Annotated in this window: 10 protein-coding genes; 1 reads left to right on the forward strand and 9 read right to left on the reverse strand. The window is 45.4% G+C overall.

Features of this window, described 5'->3' with window-relative positions:
- Nucleotides 1–239 precede the first annotated feature (239 nt).
- Both AC58QT_RS20450 and AC58QT_RS20455 read right to left on the reverse strand, forming a co-directional pair.
- The gene (locus AC58QT_RS20450; RefSeq protein WP_497410642.1) at nt 240–1034 is read right to left on the reverse strand and encodes a serine/threonine protein kinase; all 795 of its coding nucleotides are present in this window, start codon (nt 1032–1034) and stop codon (nt 240–242) included.
- Between the two features lie 46 nt (nt 1035–1080).
- On the reverse strand, nt 1081–1845 hold the full coding sequence (locus AC58QT_RS20455) for a helix-turn-helix domain-containing protein (RefSeq protein WP_497410643.1): 765 nt from the start codon (nt 1843–1845) through the stop codon (nt 1081–1083).
- Nucleotides 1846–1997: 152 nt separating this feature from the next.
- Between AC58QT_RS20455 and AC58QT_RS20460 the strand changes: the two genes are divergently transcribed.
- Complete coding sequence (locus tag AC58QT_RS20460) at nt 1998–3728, forward strand: hypothetical protein (RefSeq protein ID WP_497410644.1); 1731 nt, start codon at nt 1998–2000, stop codon at nt 3726–3728.
- A 1-nt stretch (nt 3729) separates the two neighbouring features.
- Here the strand turns inward: AC58QT_RS20460 and AC58QT_RS20465 are convergent, their stop codons facing one another.
- The 7 genes from AC58QT_RS20465 to AC58QT_RS20495 all read right to left on the reverse strand — a co-directional run bounded on the left by AC58QT_RS20465 (nt 3730) and on the right by AC58QT_RS20495 (nt 14538).
- The gene (locus AC58QT_RS20465) at nt 3730–4956 is read right to left on the reverse strand and encodes an MFS transporter (RefSeq protein WP_497410645.1); all 1227 of its coding nucleotides are present in this window, start codon (nt 4954–4956) and stop codon (nt 3730–3732) included.
- Between the two features lie 162 nt (nt 4957–5118).
- The gene (locus AC58QT_RS20470; protein WP_497410646.1) at nt 5119–6372 is read right to left on the reverse strand and encodes an MFS transporter; all 1254 of its coding nucleotides are present in this window, start codon (nt 6370–6372) and stop codon (nt 5119–5121) included.
- A gap of 76 nt (nt 6373–6448) precedes the next feature.
- Nucleotides 6449–7573 (reverse strand): SGNH/GDSL hydrolase family protein, encoded by a 1125-nt coding sequence (locus AC58QT_RS20475; RefSeq protein WP_497410647.1) that lies wholly within the window; start codon nt 7571–7573, stop codon nt 6449–6451.
- Between the two features lie 76 nt (nt 7574–7649).
- Complete coding sequence (locus AC58QT_RS20480) at nt 7650–9308, reverse strand: extracellular solute-binding protein (protein WP_497410648.1); 1659 nt, start codon at nt 9306–9308, stop codon at nt 7650–7652.
- A gap of 114 nt (nt 9309–9422) precedes the next feature.
- The gene (locus tag AC58QT_RS20485; protein ID WP_310499253.1) at nt 9423–10319 is read right to left on the reverse strand and encodes a carbohydrate ABC transporter permease; all 897 of its coding nucleotides are present in this window, start codon (nt 10317–10319) and stop codon (nt 9423–9425) included.
- A 15-nt stretch (nt 10320–10334) separates the two neighbouring features.
- Nucleotides 10335–11240 (reverse strand): ABC transporter permease, encoded by a 906-nt coding sequence (locus AC58QT_RS20490; protein WP_310499561.1) that lies wholly within the window; start codon nt 11238–11240, stop codon nt 10335–10337.
- A 1003-nt stretch (nt 11241–12243) separates the two neighbouring features.
- Entirely contained in the window at nt 12244–14538 is a 2295-nt protein-coding gene (locus AC58QT_RS20495) for a helix-turn-helix domain-containing protein (RefSeq protein WP_497410649.1), read from the reverse strand.
- Nucleotides 14539–14657 lie beyond the last annotated feature (119 nt).

Consider the following 14657-nt stretch of genomic DNA (forward strand, 5'->3'; position numbering starts at 1 on the left):
TGAAGTTAAGCTTAGTGAGTTTAGAGAAGCGAAATGGAGACATGAAGAGGAAGAAATAGTTGAGGAATTACGACCATTTAAACAATCTAAAGAAGAAACTAACTATTTTTTAAGTTATCGATTTATGTCCATAGTTACTAATAATTGATTTTATACTTTGAAGCATTCATGAATAATCCTATTATTAATACAATATTTCATTGCAGAATTGTTTAGTAGAATGGGTTATTCAACAATCGTTACTGCATATCTAATTCCTCCAGACAAGCTCGAACATTCGCATAGGGCGGATCGATTTGCAATAACTTCCGAATCAGTTGCTTCGTCTGTGTGGAAATCGACAGTTCCTCCTCCCATCCCCGTATGACCTCCTCCTGATCATCACTTGATTCATAAGTCGAATACAGCATATACAGTAAAAAGTGGCCGATCGCGTACAAATCTGAAGTCACGTGTACCGTTCTTCTCCTGATGAGTTCTTCATCGGCATCGATTGTTATCCGAGCAGGTTCTCCTAGGCGAGCAGCTAAACCAAAATCAATTAGACTCATGTGATTTCCGTGTACGATGACATTCGGAATTCGGATGTCTAAGTGAACGACGTCATGCTCGTGAATGAAGTGTACGATGTTCAATAATTGCTGAATGAAGCGTAAAGCGTCTTTTTCCTCAAAACGAGCTCCCCGTTCAAAAATCATATCTTCCACGGTCCGACCTTGGATATACTCGGTTATCATATACAATCGTTTCGATTCTTCGAAAGATGTGTAGCATTGGGGAATCGAAGGATGTTCTAACTGACTCATGATCGTTGCCTCACGGCGCAATAGGTCTTGACCCAGTTGCCCTTTGCTCGGCTTCGCTTGCTTCGCGACGACTTCTTGACCGGAATGCTTGTCTAGGCATAAATAGGTTAACCCATAGCTTCCCATTCCTAGGAAACGTTTAATCTGGTATTGTCCCCGAATGACCTCTCCCTCTCTTCGAGGATAGTCGATCCAAGCTTCGTATACCTGTTTTAGATACGCTAACACTGTTCGGTCTCCCCCTCCCTTTTATGCCTCGCAACCTCCTCCATCTCTAAACCTGCAACCGAAATGCTAACGGTCCAGTGCCATGATGCTTCCGAAACACACGATAGAAATACGTCGAGTCACAGTATCCGAGTTCAAGCGATATCTCTTCAATGCTTCGATCTGTCGAAAGGAGCAGTTCTTCCGCTTTGGCAAGCCTTAGCTTATGCATGAATTGTAGCGGCGGACAGCCGAATGCCTGCGTAAAACACGTAATGAGATAGGAAGGCGTCTTCCCTGCGTGTTCAGCTAGTTCCTTAACCGTAAGCGGTGATCGGTAATGTTCATAAATATAATCCCGAACCAAATAAACAAAGTGGAGGTTTCTTCCGTTTACCCCTCTGTGCAGCTCACGGCTCACATGGGACAAAACTTCAAGTAAGATTCCTCTGCACATCGAAAGATAATACATGTCCTTCGTTCTCCAGTGCTGCATCAGCGCCCCGACTCTCTCCTCCAAGAATGGCAGTCTCTTCGAAGCGAGCTTTACCGGCTTGCCCGCTTGCAGCATACTGAATTCCTCATCGCCAGCATCCGGAATGAAACGAATGCCGTATTTATTGTGGGATTCTCCCTTTACAGGCAATCCAATCCGTACGGTTCCATGCGGCAAATAGAGGACATCGCCTTTTTCCAAGCAAATCTCTGTGCCGTTAATTACATATCTAAGCTTGCCGTCTGTGATGAGCATCAACAGGTCATAATCTTGTACGAATTGATCATGATGCCAAGACGGTCCTGCTTCGTAGTACATCACCTGGGTTATTTTCATGTATCGAACATCCTCTGAGCGATTTATGGGCTTTCTGTCTCATTATAAGAACTTATCGTAATTTTGTTAAGGTGCTCTCAGTAATGTCCATGGTCTATTGCTTATTCATCACTTACAATAAGTAAAAACAGTAAGATGAGGAGCGATTCGACATGACCGTTGATCTTTCAACCGTACATACGAAAGATAGCTATTTGGATACGATGGAGCTTGCTTTCAATTGCTATACACGACATCAGATTGAACACCGCGTGTGCCAAGACGGCAAGACTAGACTCGATTTGCAATCTTACTCTCGCATTTTGACTGTGCTTGGATGCTTAATTTCAGCTGGACGACTACAGGATTTGCAACCTTTGTGGGAGCACATGATGACAGAGAGCTGCCGCGAACTATTGACGTTGAAGCAGGACCCTATCGCTGACTTCTCCATTAAAGAAATCATGCTTGCCCTACATTTTATGGGACCACGATGTACAGAGGATGCTAAGTCTCAGTGGCTATCTCTTTTGAGTGAGATCTCTCCTTACACGCAATACAAGTACGTCATTCGGGATGAAGAAAGCAAGCATCATCTGCATAATATCAACATTTATAACATGGCAGGGGAATTTCTACGGGAGAAAGAAGGCGTGACGGATACGCAAGCCTATTTCCATGAACATTGGCCCACGCAATTGGTCCGTTTCGATGAGAATGGGATGTACCGCGATCCAGGCAATCCCATGTTGTACGATCTGACGACAAGAGTTCAAATTCAACTGCTGCTGGGACTAGGTTATCAAGGGGAGTTCGCCTCAGCGTTAGATGAACAGCTTCGAAAGTCCGGACTCTGGACACTTCAACTGCAATCTGCAGCCTTTGAGCACCCCTTCGGTGGAAGAAGCAATCAATTCCTATTTAATGAAATTCTCATCGCCGCAAATGCGGAGTATGAAGCCGTTCGGTATGCTCGATTAGGTGATGTAGAACAAGCTGGCGCATTCAAACGAAGTGCACGGCTTGCCATCGCCTCGGTTCAGAGGTGGCTTGTTCAAACGCCTGCACGGCACATTAAGAATTTGTATCCGATCGACAGCAAATATGGCACCGAATCTTATGGATTCTATGACAAATACATGATTACGATGGGGGCGTTCTTAAGCATCGCCTATCTGTTCATGGACGATACCATTGCTGAAGCGCCATGCCCTGCCGAAGTGGGAGGATATGTCGTGGCCACCTCCCCATCCTTTCACAAAATAATCGCGAATGCCGCAGGCTATTCCGTCCAAATCGACACTTGCGCTGATTCTCATTACGATGCTACAGGTTTAGGTCGCATCCATCGCATTGGCGTTCCTACAGAACTTGGGCTGTCTGTTCCGTTCTCCGCAGGTGACTCGTTCGAGTTACGGGAGGGCATACATCGAAGTTGTCTAGCCATCGGTCCTGGCTGGAAACGGGAAGACGGATGCATTCAATATTTATCCGAGTACTGTGACGAGAGCATTCAGGGCGAACTATCCGTCATCAAGGAAACGCCAGAAAGTGTTCAATTCACAGTGACCTATCGCGGCAATTTGCAGGGTGTTCAAGGTGTGAAAGAACATTACCTGGTCCATGCGGATGGTGTTTCGTTAACGATTGAACTCGTCGAGCCGACATATAATGAACTCTATCTACGCGTGCCGCTGCTTCACACGAATGGCAAGGACATCACGTCCATCACAACGACCGAGCACGTCATCCAAGTCGCAATGGATAAGCATGCCTACACGGTTCATTACGAGGGTGAGTTGAATATTAAGCCGGACTTATACGGTAACCGCAATGGGGAATACCAACTCGCCGTCATTCAAATAGATGCATCACGTGCAACGCTGCAGCTACGATTGAGCTGAATCATCCATAACGGGGCTTCGGCTCCGTTTTTTCTTTATTATCTTTTTGCAGTAAAAAAATAACTGTTCCTATGCACCCGCAGATGGCAGCCGCAATTAATAACCCTGAAATCGGCATGTAATTGGATAGACCGGTACTGATTAATGGCGCGATTGAGCCGCGAATACCAAACAGCATTAAATGCAGACCGAATACGACGGCTTCACGACCAGGGACGACACGAAAAATATAAGCCAGAATGCCAATATCCCAGATTGCATCCCCAATTCCCTGAATTCCACTGCCAATAATGACAGCCGGATAATTTCCAAAAACCCCGTAAAGTAAAGGAACAATAGCAAACGCCGCCAATCCATAGACCAGCGTTTGTTTGGCAGAGAATCTGTCGATCACGAAACCCACAACGAAATACGCCACTAATAAACACACATAATAAGAAATACGCGCAATCGCAATTTCAATGTTGTTCAACTGCAACTCTCTGACTTGGATAATCTGATATAGCGGACTCGCCAAGATGTTACCAAAGCCCGTCAATGTCGTTGCTGCAAAAAATACGACCAGCTCCCGATGATTTCTCACGAGCTTGAGCTGATCCTTGAAGGAAGATTTGCGTGCCGATACCTTCGTTGGTAACGCAATCTCTTTCACCCGTGCTAACGAAAGAATGGATATGACACCTGTTATGGCCGCTGCCATCAGCGCTCCACTCGGTCCTGACTTATCCGTCCATGAGCCGACCAAGTAAGCAAGCGGAATCATAATAGCTCCCATGGCAACTCGCACGTAGCCCATTAGCCGGCCACGTAATTCAGGCTGATACATACGGGTAACTAGCGCAGGATAAGCCGGTGCTTGTATGCCCATTAGAAAGTAAAAAATAATAGCGGTCACAACATAAACGCTGGGAGCACCAAAAAATGCCGGAAGCAACAGGAGCGCTCTGCCAATTAAATTCGGGATGATGACAAAAGGTTTAGGATTCGATTGTTCAATTCTCCCTGCCCAAATTGGGGAAAACAGTAAACCAATGGCCGGAGCAGCTGCCAAAATTCCGACTTCCAAATTCGTAGCCCCTTGTCTTATGGCAAGTGCGATGTAAAACTGATTAAAGACCACATTAAAGAGACTGAATAAACAGGCTGAACCAAAATCACTATACAAATTATGCTTAGTTGCCGGGCTCATGTGTAAGCCTAGTTTATGAAACACTTTGTTTGCCAGCATGGCTTTACTTCCCCTCTTGCTTCTCTCATTCTAAGCTCAATATTATCTTCATCATAGCAGGTTTTCCTGTTTGTTTCTCTCATAAAAAAGCGTGTGCGGACATACAAAAGAGCTCACCATTTCTACATGGTTGAGCTCTTTATGTCTACACTCACAGATCTATCATGTCTGCCCTTCCAATCTCCGATCCAACATTCCTTGGACGAACCATGTATACACGACATATCCGACCAGCAGCGCAATCGCCGTCATTAGGAATGGCCAAGCATAGTGATTACCGGCCAAAATATAGCCCGCCCAGTAGGAGGCAATTGTATTGCCGACACTGCGGGAAACCGTCCGCATACCAGCGAACAGGTTGCGATCCTCTTCGGAGACGGCTGACATGCATTGACTATCCGTCAAGTTGTTCAGCATCGTGAAGCCCGTCCCGCGAATGAGCAGCAGCATCCCGAACACGGCGGCTGGCATCGCGATGGCCATCAGCCCCACGATGACGATGTTATACAGGAAGAGGAAGATGAAAGTCTTGCGTCCTCCCCATCTATCAACGACATACGGCATAATGATCGAACCGATAAAGAAGAAGAATCCGGACAAAGCCAGTACACCTGAGATGCTGCCGTCTTCCATCCCAAATCGGAATTTCAAAATAACGTTCAAGAACGGACTGAGCAATCCGAACGTGAAACCCGAGTTAAAAATAAGCAGAGAAAGCAGCAGCAGAAAGTAGATTGCATGTCTTCGCCTCGGCAGCTCCGAGGACTTTGCTCGTTGACCATCGCTAGTCTTCTCTGCACCCTTGGCTTGCTCCGTTGTATGAGAAGCTGGCAGCAGGATCCAACGTAATATACCAGAGAGGCCTAAACAGCCGCCGGCAATAAAGAAGGCATATTGATACATCGTGGTATGACCCGGCATCCAGTCCGGCAAATAACCACCAAGCCATGTGCCGAGGCCAGTAAACAACGTAAATATGGCGAACAGCAGCGAATATGCGCTTGTTTCTTCCTTTTTCGAACGGCAATATTGGAAAATTAATTGAATTTCCGAATTCACAATCGCGGTAACGCCCAGTGAATAAATTATTTGCGCAGCTGTAATCGCACCAAGGCTAGTTCCGATCCCGAAAAGAATGAGAGCAAAAAAAGTCAGCAGCATACCAGTGACGAGCATTGTTTTGCGCCCGACACGCTTCACGATGAAGCCTGCAGGCAGACTGCCTAAGCCAATGGTTAAGGCGCCAAGCGACGTTATTCGGCCGATATCGCCTTTGGAGAATCCTAAGTCCAATAGATGCAAGTTAAGAATAAGGCTAAACACGCCTGCTCCGATGCCAAATAGGCTTTCCGTCGCGATGAATCGCTTTACGTTAGGCGACAAATCACGAAATAAATGTACCGTATACGACCACATAAGATGCACCTTTTCTCTTGTTGTTATGTGCTCTATCTTACATGGCGAGGGCACCCAGTTCAATCTTATTTTCCAATTAGTCGCTACCTAACAATTTCAAAATACGAAGACTCGTGCCCGTGCTGCGTTCATCCTTTCTCCCTGTCGGACGTATTGTGATTCGTCTACTTTGCCGCTCTGCATCCATAGGAAACATCGTCATAATGGGACGATATGCTTTTAAACACCAATCATCAAACAGATGAATGGCTTGGAACGGCTCACCTTCGATCGCGTACTCAAATATCCCCGAGTCAGGCCCGCACAGCACTACAACACCAGCACTCTGCCCGTGCAGTGTGAAAGAAAGTGAGGCATCCAGCGTATCTGCGTAGAGATGTCGCGTGTCATATCTCCAGTTCATAAGCGGTTCTGATGAAAATTCCTTCCCTACAAAACCTTCCACACTCGTCGCAAAATCCACCCCAAACATGGCTGCGTATTCGTAATTGTCCAGCTCTTGCGGTGGTGGCATCACTACTGTATTCATTTCCTTAGCTGCCCTCATATCTAGGGCTACATCCAGATACTCCTGCAGAAACTGCGCATACCGGGCATGTCCCACATCATTCGGATGTACCCGATCTGAAGCAAGATCGTTCCATTGCACTTCGTCTGTCTCCATCAAACTATATACTCTCGCCGCAAAGTTAACGGAAGGAATGTCATAATATGATGCGACTTCTTCATGCACAGCTATGTTAAATGGCACGTGCTCGGTCAAATTTTTATCCGCCGCCGTGTAGATATAACAGATATCCGTACGAGGAGACAGCCGCCGGCATTGTCGTACGATCCCTTCCATGCCCCTGATGGATTCGTCGCGATCCAAACCGTCGTTCACACTAAACTCAACGAATAGCAAATCAATCTCACCGTGAGACAAAACATGTTCATGCAATCGGTGAGCACCGAATGTAGAACTCGTTCCACCAACGCCCGCATTGATACACGTCACCTTGTCTGCGGTATAGCGTTGCTTCAAGTAGCTCTCGGTTAAGGCACGCCAACTCGTGGTCGTCAAATCCGATGCCCCTGCACCTTCGGTAATCGAGCCGCCAATAAAAGCGACGACGATCGGTTCGTTGCGAATTAATTTCTCCTTGAAGTGAGGCAGCCCACCCCGATGATTTACCCACTGGTTAGCCCATGAACTAGTCATTTTCTACATCTCCTTTTCGAATAAAAAAAATCAAGTGCTCTATGCATGAACATAAAGCACTCGATCTATAACGATCTTATTTTTTATAGGAAGAACTGTCATACGCCTTTTGCAAAATTTCCAGATAACGTCCAACTTTCAAATTATCCAGTCCTTTTACATAAGCATCCCAATCCTTGTTCAAATCCTTATTTCCTGTAATGAATTGGAGCGCGCTTTGATCAATATAATTTTTGAGATTCGTTTGAAGAATGCTTGCTTCATCTGTTTGTGCAGGATCAACCCAAACCGCCCAGATCGGATAGATCTCTTTCGGTTCATGCCCTTGGTACAAGAGCGTGGCATTGTATAATCTGCGCTCATAGTTCGCCGAATCATAGACATCTGTTCCTTGAACAATGCTGTCTCGATATTCACTCGGTTGGTAGAAGTGTCCCATGCCGCTCCACCCTGCATTATGAGGAGCTTCTCCTTCCACTGCTGGAATTGATGCCATGAGTGGCTTCACACCTTTGCCTAATGCAACTTCGCCTTCTTTTGGTTTTCTCCAGTCGATCCCTTCCATACCTGACGCTGCATTCGTTTGACCTTCAAACGTAAACATGTAATCAACCATTTTGATCAACGTAATCTGTTCTTCTTTTGTAGCTTTATTCGTAATGACGAATTTCGCCCCAGGCGTCAAACCGCCACCATCATGTGTAGCTAGGGAACCGTTCGGCCCCGTAAGTGGAGGCACTGGATTGTAATCAGCTGAATTCTTATTTCCTTTATCGATGTTTACGAAAATAGCGGGATGCATGCCTGCGCCTACCCCAAGAATTTGCGTCCCTGCGTTCTCACCAATCTTTTTGAATGCTTCCGCATTTTGCGTAAATGCACCTGGATCAATAAGCCCTTCGTCATACAAAGATTTAATATACGCGAGGCCTTCTTTCCACTGGGGCTTATTCGCTGCTGTATCGACCTTGCCATTTGCCATCGTCAGGTAATTGCGATCATCATCATAAATGAAACCATTCATGAGGAACGGAATGATATGCACCCCAAAATCTTCCGTAGATCCACTTAGCGGAACTTCATCAGCTTTGCCGTTACCGTTAGGATCATTCTTTTTGAAGGCTTGGAGTACTTTCTTGAAATCTTCGGTCGTTTTTGGCATCTCCATATTCACTTTGGATAACCATTTCGTATTGATCCACATTTTGTTCGGATACGAGCAGTGGAAGCATTGCGTATACGAGCCCAATCCATAAATCTTGCCATCTGGCGCTGTACTAAAGCTCTTCAGTGTTGCGTCTTTCGCCATAGCGGCTTTGATATTCGGAGCATACTGGTCAATGAGATCGTTCAAGGGAATTAAGATGCCTTGCTTCCCATATTTGAGAATGTCTGCTTGTGAAAATTGATCGATCCACGCCGTCAACATATACGAATCGGGATAATCACCGCTGGCTAGCGAAATCTGTCTCTTTTCTTTGGCACCATCAAACGGGATAATTTCAAAATTAAACTTCGCATTGAACTTTTCTTCCATAAATTTCGTGAATTTATTCGTCTTCAAGTCGATCGCTGTATCCTGTTGAGCAAACATGCTGATTGCGACAGGCCCACTCGTCTTTGTCCCTCCCGTTGCTGCTGGAGACACGGATGCTGTATCATCCTTCGAGCATGCAGCTAGAAATAAACTAGCCATCATTATTACCAGTAGTGCGCTTACAAGACCCTTTTTCACATGTATCGCTCCCTTTTATCCTACATTTAGTATAACCCCGATCTACGATCCACTGCCAGCATTACCTGAAATGAATCACCCCTTTCGATGGCATCCACGGGATGGTTCCGCGTCTTAACCTTTTACAGAGCCAACTAACATGCCTTGCACAAAAAATCGCTGAACGAACGGATAAATAATCAACACGGGCAGTGTTGTAACGACAATAAGCGAATATTTCAACGCCTCTGCAAGCTGCTGTCTTTCTACTTGCTTCAAGGCATCTGTTGCGTTCGAACTGTTATTGAGAATAATGATGCTGCGCAAAATCAACTGCAGTGGGAACAAACTAGCCGATTTGAGATAAATCAAGGCATCGAAGTACGCGTTCCACTGGCCGACAGCATAAATGAGCACAAGAACGGCAATGATCGGTTTCGATAACGGAACAACAACGCTTCTCAGAAACCTGAAGTCACTGCAGCCATCGATTTCACTGGCATCAAACAGTTCATCTGGAATCGCGGATTGAAAGAATGATCTCGTGATGATGACCTGCCACACCCAAATCGCATTCGGAATGAGCAGCGCCCATCTCGTATCAATGAGTCCCATCTGCTTGACGACCAAGTACGTCGGAATTAACCCGCCGCTGAACAGCAACGTAAATGTGATTAACATCATGAGTACATTTTTGCCGAAGAAGGTTTTGCGAGAAAGCGGGTACGCAATCATAATGGTAAGCACGACACTGATGATGGTTCCTACACTTGTATAAAAAAGTGAATTCGCATAACCAATCACCACTTTTTCATTGTGAATTAAGGTGTTGTACCCTTTGAGCGATAACTCAACGGGCCACAGCCATACTCTCCCTGAAGTGACCGCAGCAGGACTGCTGAACGAACTGCTAATTACGTAAATAAGCGGATATAGCACAACAATGAGCAGAAGACTCAGAAGTACGTAGACGGCAATCAAGAACATTTTATCTCCTAGCGAATCTTTCACCCTTGCTTTGATCGTAGACATAGCTGCACTCCTTTTTTACCAAATACTATGATTCGAAAATTTCCTAGCCAATCTATTCACAACAATGAGCAGGATTAAATTGATGACTGAATTAAACAATCCGACGGCTGTGGCGAAGCTGTAATTCGCATTCAGCAGTCCCACTTTGTACACATAAGTCGCGATAATTTCCGAATTCACCGTATTTAGTGGATTTTGCAATAAATAGACCTTCTCGAAGCCAATCGCCATAACGTTCCCTACATTTAAGATAAGGACGACGACAATCGTGGGCAAAATGCCAGGTAAATCAACGTGGATAATTTTCTGTATCCGTGAAGCACCATCTACTTTGGCCGCTTCATAGAGGGAAGGATCCACGCCTGCTAAGGCTGCTAAAAAAATGACCGAATAATACCCAGCCGTCTGCCAAATATCCGACCATACGTAGATGGAGCGAAACATGCCGGGTTCTCCCAGAAAATTAATCGAGTCCATACCAAAATGATTCATCACCACATTCACGAACCCTAGTCGAGGTGCCAGAAAGAGCATAATAATGGACACCATCACAACGGTAGATATGAAATAAGGTGCAAAAGAAACGAGTTGGACGAGTTTCTTAAAGCGTTGATTACGTACCTCATTAATCGCCAGCGCCAATAGGATGGGAATCGGGAAGCCAACAATTAGCAGGTATCCACTTATGAAGATGGTGTTCTTCACTAGTGTCCAGAACATCGGATTTTCAAAAAACAATTTAAAGTGCTTAAACCCCACCCAAGGACTCCCCCAGATGCCTTTCGTGACATTGTAGTCCTTAAAAGCAAGCACCGCGTTCAGTATCGGATAATACTTAAATAGCAGGAAATATAACGCAGGTGGAATGATGAGCAGATACAGCTGCCAGTGCTTTTTGAAGCTTCGCGTTGCTGCCTCCATGAGGCTAAGTCGACTGTTCTTGATTAGCGATCTCTGACTGGTGACTAGTCCTTTGTCCAAAATAAAACCCCCTAAGATCATCTGCCTTATAATGATTGCGCTTTCTTGAGCCTTATTCTAGGGGATAGCTGCCCGTATTAGATAGGTACATTTGCGATTTTTCACGTACACTTGACGGTAAATGGTGGGTACTTCTGTCTAGTGGGCATCCAAATTTACCTAGGAGGCTGCGATGCTACGCGGTGTAACCGCAGTAGGTTCATTGCACTCTGCGCTGGACGAACTACTAACTAGCTGCTTCAACTCATATTTGCCTACTGAGAAGACGTTTATCGACCGCTCAACGTCACTCTTCCGCATATCAAGCTCCGAGACGTCATTTTCGGACGTCTCGGACTTCTAATTAGCTGCTTCAACTCATATTCGCCTACTGAGACGACGTTTATCGACCGCTCAACGTCACTCTTCCCCACATAAAGCTCCGAGACGTCATTTTCGGACGTCTCCGACTGCTAACTAGCTACTCCAACACATTTTCGCCTACTGAGAAGACGTTTATCGACCGCTCAACGCCACTCTTCCGCATGTCCACCTCCGAGACGTCATTTTCGGACGTCTCAGACTTCCAACTAGCTACTCCAACACATTTTCGCCTACTGAGACGACGATTATCGACCGCTCAGCATCACTCTTCCGCATATCAAGCTCCGAGACGTCATTTTTGGACGTCTCCGACTTCTAATTAGCTACTCCAACACATTTTCGCCTACTGAGACGACGATTATCGACCGCTCAATGTCACTCTTCCGCATGTCCACCTCCGAGACGTCATTTTCGGACGTCTCAGACTTCTAACTAGCTACTCCAACACATTTTCGCCTACTGAGACGACGTTTATCGACCGCTAAACGTCACTCTTCCCCATATCCACCTAGCTGGGTGGCTGGGGTAAGCAACAATAACAAAAAAGCTAAGCGGATCAAGCCGCTTAGCTCCTTTATCTTTATTCCGTCGTAGACTGCCGATACGAACTTGGCGAAACACCCAGCACCCGCTTGAACGCTCTGCGGAAAGAATGCGAGCTGTTGTATCCGACACGCGCTGCAATTTCGTCTACCGTGTACGTATCCCCTTTTAACAAATTAGCAGCTTGATCCATTCTCACTTGCTCCAGATGATCCGATAAATTCATCCCCGTTACCTCTTTGAACAGGTTGGAGATGTATTTCTCTGGACGCTCCACTTTTTCCGCTACGCGATAGAGATTGAGATCGGGATCACTGTACATTTCACCGATGTATGTCATCACTTGCTCCACGGTTTTATTATGGTGATCATTCTTTTTGGTGGCGATTAATCCGCATAAGGATGCCATAATATCATCGATATCCTGCCGAATCGCATCCATGTCTTCATTCGCCTGAATATCAGCGATGCGATTTTTCACGACCTCGTAAATCTCAGACTCCTGAAATGTTTTCTGATACAACAACTTCAAGAAAGTGCCCTTCAACTCGCCAACCAGCTGATGCTTCATCTCAATGGAGAGTTCGCGATTTTCAATGTTTTGGGCAATAATCGCGCCCAGAATCCGTCTGGCTTCCTCAAGATCCCCCGCTCGAATTGTACTGATGAAGCGCAGCTCAATATCAAGCGGATAATAATACGTATCGCTTTCTAGCCTCGCATCAGAGAACCAGATGACCCCTTTTCGATTCATGTGCAAGGCGTACTCTAACGCTTGTTTCGCTTGCTCATACGTATGGCTGACCTCCATAACCGTAGTAAATGGATTGCTCATGGCTGCGATGATAGTAATTTTGTACTCAGCAAATAAGTACTCAGCAAGTTCATTCAGGATTCGCTCAATTTCTTGATTCGGCGTGTCTTCTGCAGACGCTATCCCTTCAAAGATAACCACAACCCGATCAGCACCCAGATCCGTCATATGAACAAGCCATCCTAAATCCTGCACCGTCTGTTTCATAATGAATCGAGCTGCACTCAACTCGTTAAGAATCTCAACGTTGTCCATCCCCGAGTATCCTTTGATTTGCAAAATACTCGTATAACCCGTGTTCGCCTCCAACCCTGTATTGGCCTGTTCAGCAGCTGCGGCAATCTCTTCGAGGGACCGAAACTCACCGGCGATCAGCCTCTTCAAGAAGGCATCCCGAATTAATGGGAGTTGGCGGTTCAACTCATTTTCAAGACGCTTATTATTAGAAATCATATTCGAGATATTGCCCTGTAGAAAATCGTACTCATTCCGTCCTACAGCTGCATCTTTGCCAAACTGCTCTTTCATCACATTCAGCAGTCTATGCATAGGCGTACTATTGCGGTAAGCTTGCCACAGTCCCACCAACAATCCCACGACAAGAGCGCTGCTTGTCACAGACCAAGTAATATATTTGATTTTATTCGCATTTTCCATTAATACATGTCTAGGAATTCCTGCTCTATAGACCCATCCTGTCGTTTTGGAACGAATCGTAATCACCAGATCATCGCTATAGAATTGACTCTCTTTCATTTGATCGAAGCTGGTGTCTGCGGCCAACTTAGCAGCATCCGATTCATTAATGCCAAGTAAACTTATGGTATGTCCCTGGGCATCACTAATGTGAGACCACCCGCCATATTGATTCTTGAGATCCGATAAGAGGCTGGTAATAACCTTTTCATCAATGAGAACAACGACTGTCGCGCGTGCGGAACCACTAAAGCTGTCTAACGGGAGCGATTGGATATACGTAATTACAGAGGTTTGCACACCATTCGTTATAAAAGGCTTCAGCGGTATGACTTCCCTGTTGTGCGTTTGCTCTAAAAGTGTTCGTTTCCACTCATCCGCGGGTAGATCCTTATAACGGAAGGACTGGTAGTAACGTTCAGGTTGGAAATAGGAAGAGGCCGGCGTTAGGAGCACATTGTAATTATTTAAATAGATATAGAATTGCTGTAAGAAATCGTTGGTTTGGCTAAAGGCCTTAATATCATTATTTACTTTCCATATGCCATATAAATTGACCTTCTCATCCATTCCCTTCTCATTCATGAGAACACTCAATTCCTGATTCAGCGCCAGCTGTCTCGTGAAGCCTTCTACCTCAGCCATTCTTCGCTCCAAAATATCTTGACTCTTCCGAAGCTGTGTCACGTTATTCTCAATAGATACGGATTGCGTTACCGCAATCGCAGTACGATAGGACATATAGCCTGCAATACTTGGAATTAACAAAATGACGATATAGGAGATCAGAAATTTACGGAATATTCGCGAGAATTTCGGCATGAACCCTATCCCCCTTTTAAAATGAAAGCGTTATCTAAATAGATTTTCATTATACCATTTCTTTTTCTAGATAAAAAAAGGAAAAGCAACTACGCTTATACTGACTGTAGCTGCCTTGG

This window comes from Paenibacillus sp. J31R109, assembly GCF_059692055.1.

Bases quoted from the DNA above. Each gene is read 5' to 3' on its own strand.
- AC58QT_RS20455 (WP_497410643.1), bottom strand. From the start codon at position 1,845: ATGAAAATAACCCAGGTGATGTACTACGAAGCAGGACCGTCTTGGCAT.
- AC58QT_RS20460 (WP_497410644.1), top strand. From the start codon at position 1,998: ATGACCGTTGATCTTTCAACCGTACATACGAAAGATAGCTATTTGGAT.
- AC58QT_RS20465 (WP_497410645.1), bottom strand. From the start codon at position 4,956: ATGCTGGCAAACAAAGTGTTTCATAAACTAGGCTTACACATGAGCCCG.
- AC58QT_RS20470 (WP_497410646.1), bottom strand. From the start codon at position 6,372: ATGTGGTCGTATACGGTACATTTATTTCGTGATTTGTCGCCTAACGTA.
- AC58QT_RS20475 (WP_497410647.1), bottom strand. From the start codon at position 7,573: ATGACTAGTTCATGGGCTAACCAGTGGGTAAATCATCGGGGTGGGCTG.
- AC58QT_RS20485 (WP_310499253.1), bottom strand. From the start codon at position 10,319: ATGTCTACGATCAAAGCAAGGGTGAAAGATTCGCTAGGAGATAAAATG.
- AC58QT_RS20490 (WP_310499561.1), bottom strand. From the start codon at position 11,240: ATGGAGGCAGCAACGCGAAGCTTCAAAAAGCACTGGCAGCTGTATCTG.
- AC58QT_RS20495 (WP_497410649.1), bottom strand. From the start codon at position 14,538: ATGCCGAAATTCTCGCGAATATTCCGTAAATTTCTGATCTCCTATATC.